Here is a 16,169-nt window from a genome sequence, read left to right as displayed (position 1 = left end):
TAGCAAACGAAAAACTCCGGGAAAAGCTCCCGGAGTTTTTGCGTTGTATCAGTTATAGAATCATTATTTTAAACTTCCTACCATATTTTCTGGTTTCACCCACTCATCAAACTGTTCAGCAGTTAATAAACCAAGATTAACAGCCTCTTCTTTTAAGGTTGTTCCGTTCTTATGAGCGGTTTTTGCAATCTTAGCTGCATTTTCATATCCGATATGAGTATTTAATGCTGTCACAAGCATTAAAGATTTGTCTACAAGCTCTTTAATTCTCTCATGGTTCGGTTCAATACCTACAGCACAGTGATCATTGAAGGAAATACATGCATCAGCAATCAACTGGGCAGACTGTAAGAAATTGTAAGCCATAACCGGTTTGAAAACATTCAGTTCATAATTTCCCTGAGTTCCGGCAAAAGAAATGGTGGTATCATTTCCTAAAACCTGTGCACAAACCATCGTCATTGCCTCATTTTGAGTAGGATTTACTTTTCCAGGCATGATAGACGATCCCGGTTCATTTTCAGGAATATGAATTTCCCCGATTCCTGAACGAGGACCTGATGCCAGCAATCTGATATCCTGAGCGATTTTATATAAAGAAACAGCCAGTTGCTTTAATGCTCCGTGAGATTCAACAATCGCATCGTGCGCAGCAAGGGCTTCAAATTTATTTTCTGCAGTAATAAAAGGATGGTTGGTAAATTGAGCAATATATTCTGCTACCTTTACATCATACCCGTTAGGAGTATTCAATCCTGTTCCTACAGCTGTTCCGCCTAATGCAAGCTCAGAAAGGTGAGGTAATGTATTTCTTAAAGCTCTCAATCCGAATTCCAGCTGAGCCACATATCCGGAAAATTCCTGTCCGAGGGTAAGCGGAGTAGCATCCATCAGGTGGGTTCTCCCGATTTTTACAACATCTTTGAAGGCTTTTGATTTTTCAGCCAGTGTATTTTTTAATTTTTCGACAGCCGGAATGGTTACCTCCACTACTTTTGTATAGGCAGCGATGTGCATGGCAGTAGGATACGTATCATTGGAAGACTGGGACTTATTCACATCATCATTCGGGTGAATTTCAGATTTTTCACCCAATGTTCCTCCATTATTAACATGGGCTCTGTTGGAAACTACTTCATTCACATTCATGTTCGATTGCGTTCCTGAACCTGTCTGCCAGATCACCAACGGAAATTGGTCATTCAATTTTCCCTCCAGAATTTCATCACATACTTTAGCGATCATATCTCTTTTTTCAGCAGGAAGTACTCCCAGATCAGTATTGGTATAGGCTGCTGCTTTTTTCAGATACGCAAAAGCTTCAATGATTTCATGCGGCATTGAACCCTCAGGTCCGATTTTGAAATTATTTCTGGAACGTTCTGTCTGTGCACCCCAAAATTTATCTGCAGGTACCTGCACTTCTCCCATGGTGTCTTTTTCTATTCTGTAATTCATAGTGGTTGAAATTTGTATGATCTGTTGGTTTAAAAGCCATAAAAATTTAACATTATTGATTTTTAGTGGAAAAAATAATGTTTTGGCTTCGTTTATTTAGCTTCTATAAAGGTACTTATAAACTCAGAATCCTACAATTTATAATCATTATAAATATCAATATAAATGACTGATTTTACTCATATTTTTTTAAAGGAGGCGTATTTTTGTACAAACAAAAATTGAATGGATTTTAGATATCAGGATCCGTATCCTATTCAGAAGGATGATACGGTGTACAAAAAGCTTACATCAGACTATGTAAAGGTTGAAAAACTAGGGGACAGAGAAATTTTAACAGTAGATCCGAAGGGATTGGAATTGTTAGCCGAAGAAGCAATGGCAGATGTTTCTTTCATGCTTCGTTCTTCCCACCTGGAAAGCCTTAGAAGAATTATTGATGATCCTGAAGCTACAGATAACGACAGATTCGTTGCTTATAACCTTTTACAAAATGCTGCAGTAGCTGTTGAAGGAGCCCTTCCTTCATGTCAGGATACCGGTACAGCCATTGTAATGGGGAAAAAAGGAGAAAATGTGTACACAGGAGTAGAAGATGGAGAGTACCTGAGCAAAGGAATTTTCAATACCTACCAAAAAAGAAATCTAAGATATTCTCAGGTTGTTCCTTTGACTATGTTTGAGGAGAAGAATTCCGGGTCTAACCTTCCTGCACAGATTGATATCTATGCTAAAAAAGGAGATTACTATGAATTTTTATTCTTAACAAAAGGAGGAGGTTCAGCTAATAAAACGTTCCTATATCAAAAGACGAAATCTTTATTGAACGAAAAATCTCTTGAACAATTTGTTAAAGAAAGAATTTCAGATCTTGGAACAGCGGCTTGCCCACCGTACCACTTAGCATTGGTAATTGGAGGAACTTCAGCAGAAGCCAACCTTGCTGCAGTGAAAAAAGCATCAGCCAAATATTATGACAACCTTCCGACAGAAGGAAATGAAGGCGGACAAGCATTCAGAGATCTTGAATGGGAAGCTAAAGTTCAGAAAATCTGCCAGGAAAGTGCAATTGGGGCTCAGTTTGGAGGAAAATACCTTACTCACGATGTAAGAGTAATCAGACTTCCAAGACACGCTGCATCTTGTCCGGTAGGAATGGGAGTTTCTTGTTCTGCAGACAGAAATATCAAAGGAAAAATTACGAAAGAAGGAATCTTCCTTGAGCAACTGGAACAGGATCCGAAAAGATTCTTGCCAGATACTCCTCCGCACCTGGAAGAAGCTGTTGAGGTTAATCTGAACAAGCCAATGCCGGAAATTCTTGCTGAGCTTTCTAAATATCCGATCAAAACAAGATTAAAACTGAACGGAACATTAATCGTAGCAAGAGATATTGCGCACGCAAAAATCAAAGAAATTATCGACAGTGGGAAACCAATGCCGGAATACTTTAAAAATCACCCGATCTATTATGCAGGACCGGCAAAAACTCCGGAAGGAATGGCTTCAGGTAGTTTCGGACCTACTACAGCAGGAAGAATGGACGTTTATGTAGACGAATTCCAAAGCCACGGCGGAAGTATGATCATGCTTGCAAAAGGAAACAGAAGTAAAGATGTTACCAATGCATGTCATAAATATGGAGGTTTCTATCTTGGATCTATCGGAGGGCCGGCTGCCATTCTTGCAAAAGACAATATTGTATCTGTAGATATAGTAGACTTCCCGGAATTAGGAATGGAAGCGGTAAGAAAAATTGAAGTAAAAGACTTCCCTGCATTCATCATTTCCGATGATAAGGGCAATGATTTCTTCGCAAATCTTGCTCACTAATTAGTTTAAAATTAAAATAAATAACAAAATAGAACACCGATCTTTTGTGTAAAAAGGAAAAAAGTTCTATTTTTGCCTAAAATCTTTAAGAGAATGATAACGATATTATCAGCATTTTGGCCGTTCTACCAGTTCCTTTGGACTATATTCTTCATTACTATGTTCTTAGTAGGATTCTGGTGTATTTTTATGTTCTTCGGATTAGTAATCCCAATGTGGCTAACTGAAGGTTTGAAAGAGTATTTCGGAAAAGTAAAGCCTTTCGACCCTGAAGATATCAGAAGAAAGCTTGTTTCTGAGCAGGAAGGTGTAGAGGTTATCTACAGCGAGCCTAAAGGAAACGGACCTTTCCTTCACGATCACGGACATCATCATTAATTGATTGTCATTGCTTTTTCACCTGAATTCTGAAAAAGTAATATCAAAGCAAAACAACATATACAAAACCGCTTAATTCGTTAGGCGGTTTTTCTATTTATTATTCCTGAGGCTTTCCGGAGAGACTCCAAACTTTTTTTTAAATGCCCGCGTAAAGTTCTGGAGATATTCATAGCCACATTCAATGGCGATCTCTTTGATCATAATTTCTTTATTGGTGATCAGTTTCTTTGCTTTCAACATCCTGAGTTCCGATATATAATGAGCAATCGTTGTATGATACTGAGCTTTGAATTCCTTTCTTATAATATTTTGATTCATGCCAATATATTTTCCGATCTCTTCCGCTTTTATATTCCGGTGATAATTTTCATCAATGAATTTTCTGATTATTTCCGGAGTCTTTGGGGTAGATTCCAATGTGTTTTTCTCATTAAACTGCTCAAAAATCAGAATAAGAAGTTTGATGATTTTTGCTTCTATGAATAATTTCTGCATGATTCCTTTCTTGGTATAACCTAAAATTTCCTTTACAATCATATGCATTTCAACGGTCATGTCCGGAGGTGTTTCTTTATGCAGGAATATAAAATTATTATGAATCATATTTTCAAGAATCTCTGCGTTCTCACGATTATGCTCAGGATTGATGAGGTTGAAAATATATTGATAATTGATCTGAATCTGCAGATATTTCAGGATTTCCTGATTTTCAGTCCATACTTCTGCAACATTTTCTTTAGGGGAATAATGAAGGATATATTGATTTTTCTTGAACAAAAATTGAGTTCCACAGTCATGAGCCTCCAGATTAATGGCATTGCTCAGAAAGAACAGAAGGTTAAAGCTTGACTTCCCTTCCAGCATATGAGACTTGAAGGTTTGGTCAGGACACAGATCTTCCTGCATAATGATTTTGATGTCTTCGGATCTGAACAAAAGTCCATTTTTAGATTCACTCCTCATACAACACATTTTTACGGCCATGGTACAACTTCTTAAGGGAAAAGTCCTTCGCAGGATAACCAAAAGTTCGAAAATGATAACTCGGGGTTAATTATGTGAGGTACTTTTGCGCAAAATTAAATTAAATTTAGAATAATTAAAAATAATATTTCATATGTTTAAAGATTTACATTTTGCAATAAAGAAAATCAGAACGGGAGTAGCACTGCTAACCCTTGCTGGAAGCTATATGTATGCCCAACAATGGGAAAATGTAGGAGGAGCTCAGGATGTATCTGCAGGAGGAAGCAGTTTTAATAATTTGGTTATTGATAATCAGGGAAATTATTATCTGTCATATTATGATGTTTCAGTAGCCAAAGGCTCTGTTCAGAAATTTAACGGAACCTCATGGGCTTACTTAGGGGGAAGTCCTGGTATTACTACAGGAACAGCAACTTACAACTCACTGTCAATAAGTCCAAACGGGAACAGTATTTATTATACCAACCAGCTTGGTTATCCAGGTTCCGGAATGGAAGTACGTTTGTTTACAGGATCTTTATGGTCTCAGCTTCCCAACGCTACAGATAGCTCTGTTAATTATCAGGCTTCCGCAGTATCAGTTGTTAATATCATATTTACGTATGGATCTTATGGTTCAGGAACTGTTAAAAGATACTTTGGAGGAGCTTGGGAACAAGTAGGAAATGCAGGCTTTTCAGGAGGAGCTGAATTTGCTGAAATGGTCATCGGAACCAATAATATGGTGTATACCTGTAATGTTTCCGGAGGGTTGAAAGTATATCAAAACAGTACTGGTGCGAACTCAACACAAAACTGGAGTTTAGTAGGTGGAGCTGCGGCAGACGCTTCTTCTTCAGGAGAACAGTATAATGCTGATATTGCTTTAGATGGATCCAATACTATTTATGTAGCCTATGTTTCAAACTCAGGAGGGGGAAAAAAGGTAAATGTCAAAAAATTTGATGGAAATTCATGGGTGCAGGTTGGAAATGCTAACTTTTCCGAAGGAAGGGTACAACATGTTGCTTTAGCTGTAACAGAATCCGGGAAACCTTATGTGGTTGCCAGCCGTTTTGAAAATGACAATTTCCTGAGAAATACCGTTTATAAATTAGATGATTCACAAAACTGGGTTTCATTTGGAGGTGACTTCGTTTCCGATGATGAAGCAAAATACAATGATCTTGCAATAGATAAAGCACAAAACTACCTTGTTCTGGCTTATTCTGACAATACCACAAAAGTTAAAAGAATTTCATTGACATTAAATCCTCAAACGTGCAGTAATACAGATCCAGGAGCAAATGTGGGTGACGTAGGCTGTGTAAGTTTTATGTATCGCGGTCAACAGGTAGCGTATTCTACGGTAAGAGGCGCTGACGGAAAAATATGGCTTCAACAGAACCTGGGAAGTACGCAGGTGGCTTCTTCAATAGCTGATGCGAACGCTTATGGAGACCTTTTCCAATGGGGAAGATGGGATGATGGCCACCAGCTTAGAAATTCTCAGGTTGTACAGGCTCCATCGCCCAATACACCAGAAGGAACAAGTGCTACAGGAGGAGGTTATATTGCAGGATCTCCAGCATGGTGGGCTGGTTTTTCAAGTGGAGATACATGGACAGGAGTATCAGCGGCAGATGTTAATGCATCGGCTGGAGTAGATCCTTGTAAAGCAATAGGTGCAGACTGGAAAATGCCTTCTCAGGCAGACTGGACTGCTTTAGTAGGGGCAGAAGGTATTGGCAATCCGGCAACGGCCTATAGCAGCAATCTTAAATTACCGGCTGGAGGATACAGAAGCTCCAGTGATGGTAACTTTACTTTTGTAGGACAAAGAGGGTATTTCTGGAGCTCTGATACATCAAGTCTGGGAGCAAAATATCTGTATATCGGATCAACAATTGCCAATCCGTCAGCAGGATCTATGAGAGGACAGGGATCATCGGTAAGATGTATCAAGCCTACAGCTTCTTTGGGTACTTCTGAAACTACACTGAAAAATGCAGTAATAGGAATGTATCCTAACCCTACAAAGGGAATTCTTACGGTTAAATCTGATTCCGGAATTGAAAAAATAAATGTAGTAAATGCTGTAGGACAAAGAATGAATGTACAGTTCTCAGATAATCAGATTAACATGACCGAACTTCCTTCAGGATTATACATCGTAGAATTAAAACTTAAGAACGGACAATCCATTTCGAAAAAGATTATAAAAGATTAAGCGAATTTCAGGAACATCGATTTTCGTCAAAAAATTAGTTCATTACAATTACTTTTATTGGGAGGCTCATGAAAATTTCATGAGCCTTTTTTTGATTTGTTTTTTCCCGGAAAATTGAAATATTTGAGGATGATTAAGCAAGAATAGTCGTTATGAAGGAAAAATTATACTATATTCGATAAAAAATAATAAATGAAAAAGTTTTATTCCGTTGGTTTTCTGTTGATTACATTGTTCGTTTTTGGGCAGATCAATTATACCATTACCCCCAACCCATTCGATGAAACAGACGCTATAACACTTACAGTTCCTGGAGATCAGATTGACGAATCTGCGTGGGGTGTTTCCAATAATGCCATCTATATCTGGTCCTGGTCTTTTGACACGAATTATCAGAACAGTCAGGATTGTCCTACCAATGGCAGCTGGAACAATTCAAGTGATGTAAATAAACTGAATTATAATGCAGGTACAGACAGTTACTCGCTTACTTTTACTCCAACAGCCTTTTTCGGAAGAACAGGAATTGGCAGGTTTGGATTTTTATTAAAAGATAAAACAGGATCACATCAGACCTCACCGGATATTTTTGTAAACGTAGGTACTTTAAGCTTAAGTCTTACCCATCCGCTGGCCAATAGTTTAACTTCTGTTCCCGTGGGGAATTCTATCAATATTACGGCTACTTCTAATGTTAATGCTACATTTCAGTTAAAAGCCAACGGAACGGTTGTAAATTCAACAACAACGCCTTCACAATCTTATTCTTATAGTTATACTGTTTCTCAGGATGCCAGTATGGAGCTTATAGCTACACAGGGATCTAATTCTAAAACCGCAACGTTTATCCTACAGGTTCCGAGAAATGTAGTTTCTGAAGCAATACCTAACTGGATTAAACAGGGAATCAATTATCACCCGACAGATCAGACCAAAGTGGGACTTGCTTTATATGCGCCGGGTAAAAACTTTGTGCATGTCATCGGAAGTTTCAATAACTGGGCAGTGAATGATTCTTATTTAATGAAAAGAGATACCACAAACCCGGATCTTTATTGGATTGAGCTCAACGGGATTACCCCTCAACAGCTTTATACTTTCCAATACAGAACCAATGATTTGAGAAAAGTAGCAGATCCTTATTCACCACAAATATTATCTTCTTATGATGATCCGTGGATTTCGGCTTCTACCTATCCAAACTTACCTGCATTTCCTGCCGGACAGGGTTTTGAAGTGTCAACATTTAAAACAGGGCAAGCGGCTTATAACTGGCAGATAACCAATTTCCAAAGACCTGCAAAAGAAGATCTGGTAGTGTATGAATTATTATTGAGAGACTTTACACAGGAAAAGAACTGGCAGTCATTGATTAATAAAATTTCTTATTTAAAAAATCTAAAAATCAATGCTATAGAATTGCTCCCGATCATGGAATTTGACGGAAACCTTTCCTGGGGATACAATACATCTTTCCATTATGCATTGGACAAAGCTTATGGAACTCCTGAAAAATTCAAAGAATTTGTAGACCTGTGCCATCAGAATGGTATTGCTGTTATTCTTGATGTTGCGTTTAATCACGCTACGGGACGTTCACCTTTGGTAAGACTGTGGAATGTAGATCCTGATGGTGATGGCTATGGAAATGTTGCGCCAGACAACCCTTATTTTAATCAGGTTCCGAAACATTCGTACAATGTATTTAATGATTTTAACCATACGAGTCCTTCAACGCAATATTACGTTGAAAGATGTCTTCAGCAATGGCTGACTGAATATCACATAGACGGATTCCGTTGGGATTTAACAAAAGGATTTACCCAAAGCTGTTCTGAAAATGATGAAGCCTGTACCAATGCTTATCAACAGGACAGAGTAGATATCATGAAACATTATGCTGACAGACAGTGGGCAATAGACCCGAATTCTTACATGATTTTTGAACATCTGGGAACTGATGCAGAGGAACAGCAATGGGCAAACTACAGGATCGCAGAAGGAAAAGGTGTTATGCTTTGGAATAAGCAGACAGAACCTTACAACCAGAATACAATGGGGTATCAGGAAAACAGCAATTATGACCGTATGAATCACAGTCTTCATGGCTTTACCAATATGAGTGCTGTAGGATATGGAGAAAGCCATGATGAAGAAAGGCTGATGTTTAAAAACCTTGCCTATGGTTCTACTAATGGGAGCTACGATGTTAAAAACCTGAATACATCTCTTGAAAGGATGAAAACTTTCGGTGCTACGTTCTTTACCATTCCCGGTCCGAAAATGATCTGGCAGTTTGGAGAATTGGGATACGAATTCAGCATCAACAGATGTGCTAACGGAACTATCGACAGCGGATGCAGAACAGATGAGAAACCTGTTGCATTTACATTAGGATATGATACCAATGCAAACAGAAAAGCAGTTTATGATACATGGGCTAAAATAATCAATATCAGAAATACCCATCAGGTTTTTAAATCTAAAACTTACAGTATAGAATCCAATAACCTTACGAATGATCCAAATGGGCTGATCACAAGAATTTACGTGTATGATGCAGCAATTACAACTGGAATAAAAAATATAGTAGTATTAGCCAATTATACTACTTCTTCCCAAAATGTGGTGCCTTATTTCCCTTACACAGGGCAGTGGCAGAATCTGATGGATGATAGTATTTTGAATGTGGCTTCTACAACAACTCCGATTACTTTACAGCCTGGAGAATTCAGAATATTTGGAAACTATGCAGGTGCTTTGTCAACAATAGATATCAATACAGGAAACAAATTGTCTCTTCAGATTGCAGATAATCCGATACAAAACGGAATCGCTCGATTCATTTTCAATAAAGCAAAAAACGGAGAAATTTTAATTTTTGATATGACGGGTAAAAAGCTGGACTCTTTCAAGCTGAATAAAGAAAACGGTACACATGAAACGAAAATAAGTTATCCACCGGGAACCTATCTGGTACAGTTGAAATCGGATACAGGAATTGCCATTCAAAAGATGATGATCAAATAAAAACAAATTATCAAGCTGTTTAGACTTATAAAAAATGTTGAATATGTAAAACCATTAAGAAGGATTTAAGAAATAAAGTATCGTTAAGATGGATCATTCTGAATTTTAAGCTTAAAACGAAGCTTATCTTAATACTCTTATCACCTTAATATCATCTTAATGTTTCAAAAATAAAACTTACCACAAGTTCTATAAAATAATGAAAGGCAGATTTGCAGTACAGCAGATCTGCTTTTTTGTATATTTAAAAAAATAGTCTACTTTTGCAGTAGATTTATCAAGAAAGGTGGAGGGATTTGGCCCGGTGAAACCTTAGCAACCTGCACGGTTCCAGAAGTGTAAAGGTGCTAATTCCAACCCGGAGGGGGAGATAAGTGAAGTCAATATTCTATATGAATTCCATTTCTTGAAGTCTTGTGTATCTGCGGAAAGATCCGTCAGATTCGTATTATTAATTGGCAAGAACAAAAATGAAAAAATTAAGCACAGCTGTATTATTGCTTGGGGCAATGTTAGTCGCTGCTCAGGAGAATGAGGAGAAAGGCAAAGAAATAGAAGATATCATCATTGTCGGAAACCGAAATGTCAAAAGAACAAAACTGGAAACACCAGTTCCTGTAGATGTTATTAATATTGACAAAATACAAAGAAGTTCTCCACAAATGACGGCTCAGGATCTCCTGAACTATGTGATTCCATCGTTTAATGCAGTGAGACAGTCTGCTTCTGATGGAACAGAGCATATTGATCCTGTAACCTTAAGAGGAATGGGACCAGATCAGATCCTGATTTTACTTAACGGAAAAAGAAGACATTCCACCTCTTTAGTTAATTATCAGAATACGGTTGGAAATGGATCTGTAGGAACAGATTTAAGTACAATTCCGGTCATTGCGATTGATAGAATAGAAGTGTTAAGAGACGGAGCTGCAGCACAATACGGTTCTGATGCCATTGCAGGAGTGATCAATATTATTCTTAAAAAAAATACGGGAGCCTCAGCAAGTCTTACGTATGGATTGACTGGGAGAAATGATGGGGATACTTATCAGGCAGGAGCCAATTATGGGACTTCATTAGGAAAAAAAGAGGGTTATATCAACCTTTCCCTACAATTAAGCCATAGAGGAAAAACAACACGAACTCAAAATCATGATCTGGATATTTTTGGAAATAATTTTGCCTATGCATTTGCTGATGATCCCGAAGCGGCAAGAGCAGCGGATGATGCAAAGATTAAAGAACGAGGACTAACCCGTGACGATTTTAATTTTCAGATCGGAGATGCCCAGATCAGACAGGGACAGTTGTTTTTCAATGCAGAATATCCTTTTAATGATCAATTTAAGATCTATTCTTTCGGAGGTTTCAGTATCAAAGAAGGAAAAGGGTTTGGTTTCAGAAGACTTCCAAGCGAAACGTCTAATGTGGTTTCATCCATTTATCCGAACGGGTTTCAGGCAAATCTCGGATCACAAGTATATGATGTCTCCTATGCTGTAGGAGTAAAATATAATGTCAGTGACTGGTTTTTTGACCTTAGCAATACATTCGGAAGCAATACCTTCAATTACAATGTTAGCAATACCAATAATGCTTCCCTGGGAGCAAATTCACCAACCCGTTTTTATGCTGGAGCACACAGCTTCCTTCAAAATACGATTAATCTTGATGTTTCCAAAAAGATAAACCGTTTTAATATCGGATTCGGGGGAGAGTTCAGATTGGAACAATATCAGATCAAACCCGGTGATGAAGCTTCTTATACCCAATATGACATCAACGGAAATGTTGCCACCGAAGGATCAACGGTGCTTGGAGCAGGCGGATCTCAATCTTTTATCGGATTCTCTCCAGACAATGCACTGAAAAAAGACAGACATTCCACGGCAGTATATGCAGATGTTTCCTATGATCTGGATAAAAAACTCAATATTGACGCTGCTGCCAGATTTGAAAATTATTCAGATTTTGGAAATACCCTGAATGGGAAATTAGCAGTACGATATGAATTTGTAAAAAATTATGCAATTAGAGCAGCGGTAGGAACAGGGTTTAGAGCTCCTTCCCTTCAACAGCAGTATTTTAATAACTCTTATGCCGACATTTCTACTTCCGGTTCAGGAATTGTAACCAAAGGGATTTTCCGAAATGATAGCGAAGCAGCCAGAATTCTTGGGTTTGATAAGCTTAAACAGGAAACCTCTGTCAATGCAAGCGCTGGATTTACCCTGAGACCTTTAAACAAACTCTATATTTCGGTAGACGGATATTGGATAAAAGTAAAAGACAGGATTGTAATTACCAGCAATATTACCGATCCCAGACTGGATCAGTTTAACGTAGAAAGCGGAAGATTCTTTACAAATGCCATTGATACTGAAACAAAAGGAGTAGATGTGGTAGTTTCTTATGACTGGATTCTTGGAAGCGGAAATTTAAATATTAATCTTGCCGGAAACTATACAGAAACAAAAATCACAGACTTTCATTTTCCGGAAAACTTAGGAACTCCTCAGAATGAATTCTTTGGCCCGGATCAGATCAACATCATTGAAACCCTGTCTCCAAAAACAAAAGCTTCATTAGGCTTGAATTATGGAATAGGAAAGTTCAATTTTCTCGTAAGAAATACCTATTTTGGTAAAGTAATAAGAGATGGTTATCCATTTGGAGGCGTTCAGGAATTCTCTCCGAAGGTCGTTACGGACATCAGTGTCGGGTATGACATCACAAAAAACATCAATTTTACAGTAGGAGCCAATAATGTATTTGATGTCTTCCCGGATCGCCAGATCTATGAAAATTCATATTATGGAGTATTCAAATACGCGCCGGTTCAGATGGGAACACTGGGAAATTATTTCTTTGGAAGACTTAATTTTAACTTTTAATCATTAAATGAGTACTGCTTCACATCAGATTGGCTGGAAAACAGCCGCCGCTATCGTTGTTTCCAATATGATCGGAACCGGGATTTTTACAACCCTGGGATTTCAGTTGTCCGATATTACCAATACCTACAGCATTTTCCTGCTTTGGAGTATTGGAGGAATTCTCGCTTTGTTCGGGGCTTTTTGCTATGCCGAATTAGGTTCACATTTTAAAGGAAACGGGGGCGATTTTATTTACCTCAAAGAAACCTATCATCCGATATTCGGATATCTGATAAGCTGGATTTCACTTATCATTGGATTTTCTTCTCCGGTTGCGCTGGCAGCATTGGCAATGTCGAAATACCTTTCCGTATTCGATTATTCTTTTGGAAATGGGTTTGCCATTGCCGCAATATTTCTGGTTGCCATTGCATTATCATTTAGCCTGAAAACATCCAGTAGGTTTCATAACTTTTTTACGTTCATTAAGATTGCATTCATTATTGTACTGGTTATTCTTGGAGTAGGAATTTCAGGTTCACCGCAGATTGGGAACAGTCTCAATTTCAGTGACAGCTGGCAGAATGAAATCATGCTTCCTGCATTTGCTACCTCTCTGGTATTTGTAACTTATTCTTACACAGGCTGGAATTCAGCTTCTTATATCGCAGGAGAAATAAAGGATGTTCAGAAAAACCTTCCTAAATCTCTTATTATAGGAACTGTTTTCGTGACGGTAAGCTATATTCTGGTGAATTATATTATGCTGAAACATGCTCCTGTGAGCCAGTTGGCAGGAAAAGAAGATGTGATGGGAGAAGCTGCTGTCAATATGTTGGGACCTGCTTTTGGAAAGATTGTCAATGTTTTTATTGCCCTGCAATTGATAGCAACAATTAGCGGGTATCTGTGGGTAGGTTCGAGGTTAACACAGGCTTTTGCAAAACATACCTACATTTGGAAACCCTTATCCGAAGGGAATAAAAAAGGAATTCCGGTAAGAGCCATTTTTGCTCATGCAGTGATTGCCTCTGTTATTATTCTGACAGGAAGTTTTAAAGAGATCTTTGTCTATACAGCTTTTATTTTACAGCTTTTTGCCAGTCTGGCAATTTCTACCGTGTTCTTTCTTAAGAAAAAAGACAGAAAAATCTTTAAATCTAATGCTTTTCATATTTTTCCAGCCGTTTTTCTATTGTTCAGCATCTATATTCTTTATTTTACTTTTATCCATAATCCTAAAGAAAGCTTGATAGGATTGGGAATTATTGCAGTGGGAATTGTTTTATATCTGATTGACAGAAGGCTTTCTAAAAGATATTAAAGTACATTTTAGTGATACAGAAAGACGGATAAATAATTGGGAAATTGGGAATTTTCTTCATTTTGCTCCCTTTATCCCTAATGCTCAAAAATTTATGATGATTCGGAATTTTAATTTTGACTTAATAATCCTTATCTTTGCACCCACAAAATTTCTACAATGTCTAAATCATTAATTCCAAAATTAGAAGCTATAAAACAAAGATATAATGAGGTTGCAGACCTTATTATACAGCCTGATGTCATTTCAGACCAAAAAAGATATTCTTCTTTGAACAAAGAATATAGTGATTTGGGAAAAATTGTAAGAGTTTACGATCAGTACAAAGGAGCGCTGGACAGTATTGCAGAATCTGAAGAAATTATTGCAGACGGTTCAGACAGAGATTTGGTAGATCTTGCTAAAGAAGAAAAGCTGGAAGCTCAGGCTAAAATTCCAGGATTGGAAGAAGAACTGAAAGTATTACTGATCCCTAAAGATCCTGCAGATGACAAAAATGTTATCGTAGAATTACGTGCCGGAACTGGAGGTGATGAAGCTGCTATTTTCGTAGAGGACGTCTACAGAATGTATACCATGTATTTTAAAACAAAAGGATGGAGACATGAAGTAACAGATTCCAACGAAGCTGCAAAAGGATACAAGGAATTGATCATGAAAGTGGAAGGAGAAGGAGTTTACGGAATCATGAAATTTGAATCCGGAGTTCACCGTGTGCAGCGTGTACCTGAAACAGAATCTCAGGGAAGAGTACACACTTCTGCCATTACAATTGCTGTTTTACCGGAAGCTGAAGAAGTAGATTTTGAACTGAATCCTGCAGATATTGAAATGCAGACTTCCCGTTCAGGAGGTGCCGGTGGTCAGAACGTAAACAAGGTTGAAACTAAAGTTCAGCTTACCCACAAACCTTCCGGGATGGTAGTGGTTTGTCAACAAGCCCGTTCTCAGCTGGCTAACCGTGAGCTGGCAATGGAAATGCTAAGAACAAAATTATACGATATCGAATTACAGAAAGTACAGGGAGATATTGCTGCACAACGTAAATCTATGGTATCTACAGGAGACCGTTCTGCAAAAATTAAAACGTACAATTACCCGCAAGGAAGAGTTACAGACCACAGAATCAATAAGTCTATGTACAACCTTGATGCTTATATGAATGGAGATATTTCTGAAATGATTGATGCCGTAATCATGGCGGAAAATGCAGAGAAAATGAAGGGGGAAGAAGAAAATTACTAAAATTATCAATACATAAAAATATAGCCTCTGACTTTTCAGGGGCTTTGTTTTTGCAAATAATAAAACAAAATATACACTATGAAAAACTACAAAATTATTTTCCTGCTGTTGCTTACCATGATGGGACAGCAACTGATGGCTCAGACGGAAGTAAAGAAACCTAAAGAAGCCTTTGAACTCTTCTTTGGTACTTTCGTGAACAATGATGAAGCAGCATTGAATAAACTCAATGATTATTTAAAGCCTACAGTAGATGGACAAACCGCTTATCAGGTGGATTTTAAAGAAACTTCAAAGGAAATGATCAATGGAAGCGTAGATAATTTTCTTTCAGCTTTTCCTAAAGCAACAGCTGCAGCATGTAAAAAAGAAGCAGAAGATTACTTCACCGCAATGTTTGGGAATTTTAAAACCGGAAAACTTAACGTCAAAGAAGTAAAAGTAGTTCCTAATGAATATGTTGAAGGGCAAAAAATTGCAGAAATTAGTTATGCTGTAAGCTTCCTGGTTCCTTCCAAACTGACTTCCGGTCCAAAAGGTGATCTGAATAAAATAAAAACTGAGGATCTGAAAAAATATTTAATTCAGGCAGTTCAGGATTTTAAAAATGCCGATAAAACGGTAACAACAGATCAAAACTTTACTTTATATGAATTGAAAGAAGGAGATAAAATATACTATTGGAATGGAAGTCCGGATGAGATTGTCAGCAACCTTACCGATTTCTATTTTGAAAGCTTCGGTGCCAATGAATAGTTGAAATATCCTATAATACATAAAAAAGTCCCAATATAACGGGACTTTTTTTATTTCACATACTTTGCGT

Annotated in this window: 10 protein-coding genes and 1 riboswitch; of the genes, 8 read left to right on the top strand and 2 right to left on the bottom strand. The window is 37.7% G+C overall.

The window, feature by feature from the left end; genetic code table 11:
- Window positions 1–63 precede the first annotated feature (63 nt).
- The gene (fumC, locus tag ACWPWS_RS20540; protein WP_454047748.1) at window positions 64–1,458 is read right to left on the bottom strand and encodes a class II fumarate hydratase; all 1,395 of its coding nucleotides are present in this window, start codon (window positions 1,456–1,458) and stop codon (window positions 64–66) included.
- A gap of 225 nt (window positions 1,459–1,683) precedes the next feature.
- Between fumC and ACWPWS_RS20535 the strand changes: the two genes are divergently transcribed.
- Together ACWPWS_RS20535 and ACWPWS_RS20530 are read left to right on the top strand one after the other, a co-directional pair.
- Window positions 1,684–3,291, top strand: coding sequence for a fumarate hydratase (locus tag ACWPWS_RS20535; protein ID WP_454047747.1), 1,608 nt, complete (start codon window positions 1,684–1,686; stop codon window positions 3,289–3,291).
- 93 nt (window positions 3,292–3,384) lie between these two features.
- Complete coding sequence (locus ACWPWS_RS20530) at window positions 3,385–3,669, top strand: hypothetical protein (protein WP_172625768.1); 285 nt, start codon at window positions 3,385–3,387, stop codon at window positions 3,667–3,669.
- Between the two features lie 93 nt (window positions 3,670–3,762).
- Here the strand turns inward: ACWPWS_RS20530 and ACWPWS_RS20525 are convergent, their stop codons facing one another.
- Window positions 3,763–4,635 (bottom strand): helix-turn-helix transcriptional regulator, encoded by an 873-nt coding sequence (locus ACWPWS_RS20525; RefSeq protein WP_309513019.1) that lies wholly within the window; start codon window positions 4,633–4,635, stop codon window positions 3,763–3,765.
- A 154-nt stretch (window positions 4,636–4,789) separates the two neighbouring features.
- On the opposite strand from ACWPWS_RS20525, the gene ACWPWS_RS20520 reads away from it, so the two are divergent.
- From ACWPWS_RS20520 to ACWPWS_RS20495, 6 genes are all read left to right on the top strand, one after another.
- Window positions 4,790–6,868 carry a T9SS type A sorting domain-containing protein gene (locus ACWPWS_RS20520; RefSeq protein ID WP_454047746.1) on the top strand — a complete coding sequence of 693 codons (2,079 nt, stop codon included), beginning with the start codon at window positions 4,790–4,792 and terminating at the stop codon, window positions 6,866–6,868.
- A gap of 192 nt (window positions 6,869–7,060) precedes the next feature.
- Window positions 7,061–9,898: an alpha-amylase family glycosyl hydrolase gene (locus ACWPWS_RS20515; RefSeq protein ID WP_454047745.1), complete on the top strand. Its 2,838-nt coding sequence runs from the start codon at window positions 7,061–7,063 to the stop codon at window positions 9,896–9,898.
- Between the two features lie 271 nt (window positions 9,899–10,169).
- Window positions 10,170–10,275, top strand: a riboswitch (SAM riboswitch).
- A 93-nt stretch (window positions 10,276–10,368) separates the two neighbouring features.
- Complete coding sequence (locus tag ACWPWS_RS20510; protein ID WP_454047744.1) at window positions 10,369–12,792, top strand: TonB-dependent receptor plug domain-containing protein; 2,424 nt, start codon at window positions 10,369–10,371, stop codon at window positions 12,790–12,792.
- Window positions 12,793–12,799: 7 nt separating this feature from the next.
- Window positions 12,800–14,098 (top strand): APC family permease, encoded by a 1,299-nt coding sequence (locus ACWPWS_RS20505; RefSeq protein ID WP_454047743.1) that lies wholly within the window; start codon window positions 12,800–12,802, stop codon window positions 14,096–14,098.
- A gap of 159 nt (window positions 14,099–14,257) precedes the next feature.
- The gene (prfA, locus tag ACWPWS_RS20500; RefSeq protein ID WP_209786678.1) at window positions 14,258–15,343 is read left to right on the top strand and encodes a peptide chain release factor 1; all 1,086 of its coding nucleotides are present in this window, start codon (window positions 14,258–14,260) and stop codon (window positions 15,341–15,343) included.
- A gap of 78 nt (window positions 15,344–15,421) precedes the next feature.
- Window positions 15,422–16,099 (top strand): hypothetical protein, encoded by a 678-nt coding sequence (locus ACWPWS_RS20495; RefSeq protein ID WP_454047742.1) that lies wholly within the window; start codon window positions 15,422–15,424, stop codon window positions 16,097–16,099.
- The last annotated feature ends 70 nt before the right edge of the window (window positions 16,100–16,169 follow it).

This window comes from Chryseobacterium sp. Marseille-Q8038, from assembly GCF_965111995.1.
This window is presented reverse-complemented; position numbering and strand designations above follow the sequence as displayed.

What these genes read in the sequence shown, in the direction of transcription:
- fumC (WP_454047748.1), bottom strand. Translation starts at nt 1,458, where the DNA reads ATGAATTACAGAATAGAAAAAGACACCATGGGAGAAGTGCAGGTACCT.
- ACWPWS_RS20535 (WP_454047747.1), top strand. Translation starts at nt 1,684, where the DNA reads ATGGATTTTAGATATCAGGATCCGTATCCTATTCAGAAGGATGATACG.
- ACWPWS_RS20530 (WP_172625768.1), top strand. Translation starts at nt 3,385, where the DNA reads ATGATAACGATATTATCAGCATTTTGGCCGTTCTACCAGTTCCTTTGG.
- ACWPWS_RS20525 (WP_309513019.1), bottom strand. Translation starts at nt 4,635, where the DNA reads ATGAGGAGTGAATCTAAAAATGGACTTTTGTTCAGATCCGAAGACATC.
- ACWPWS_RS20520 (WP_454047746.1), top strand. Translation starts at nt 4,790, where the DNA reads ATGTTTAAAGATTTACATTTTGCAATAAAGAAAATCAGAACGGGAGTA.
- ACWPWS_RS20515 (WP_454047745.1), top strand. Translation starts at nt 7,061, where the DNA reads ATGAAAAAGTTTTATTCCGTTGGTTTTCTGTTGATTACATTGTTCGTT.
- ACWPWS_RS20510 (WP_454047744.1), top strand. Translation starts at nt 10,369, where the DNA reads ATGAAAAAATTAAGCACAGCTGTATTATTGCTTGGGGCAATGTTAGTC.
- ACWPWS_RS20505 (WP_454047743.1), top strand. Translation starts at nt 12,800, where the DNA reads ATGAGTACTGCTTCACATCAGATTGGCTGGAAAACAGCCGCCGCTATC.
- prfA (WP_209786678.1), top strand. Translation starts at nt 14,258, where the DNA reads ATGTCTAAATCATTAATTCCAAAATTAGAAGCTATAAAACAAAGATAT.
- ACWPWS_RS20495 (WP_454047742.1), top strand. Translation starts at nt 15,422, where the DNA reads ATGAAAAACTACAAAATTATTTTCCTGCTGTTGCTTACCATGATGGGA.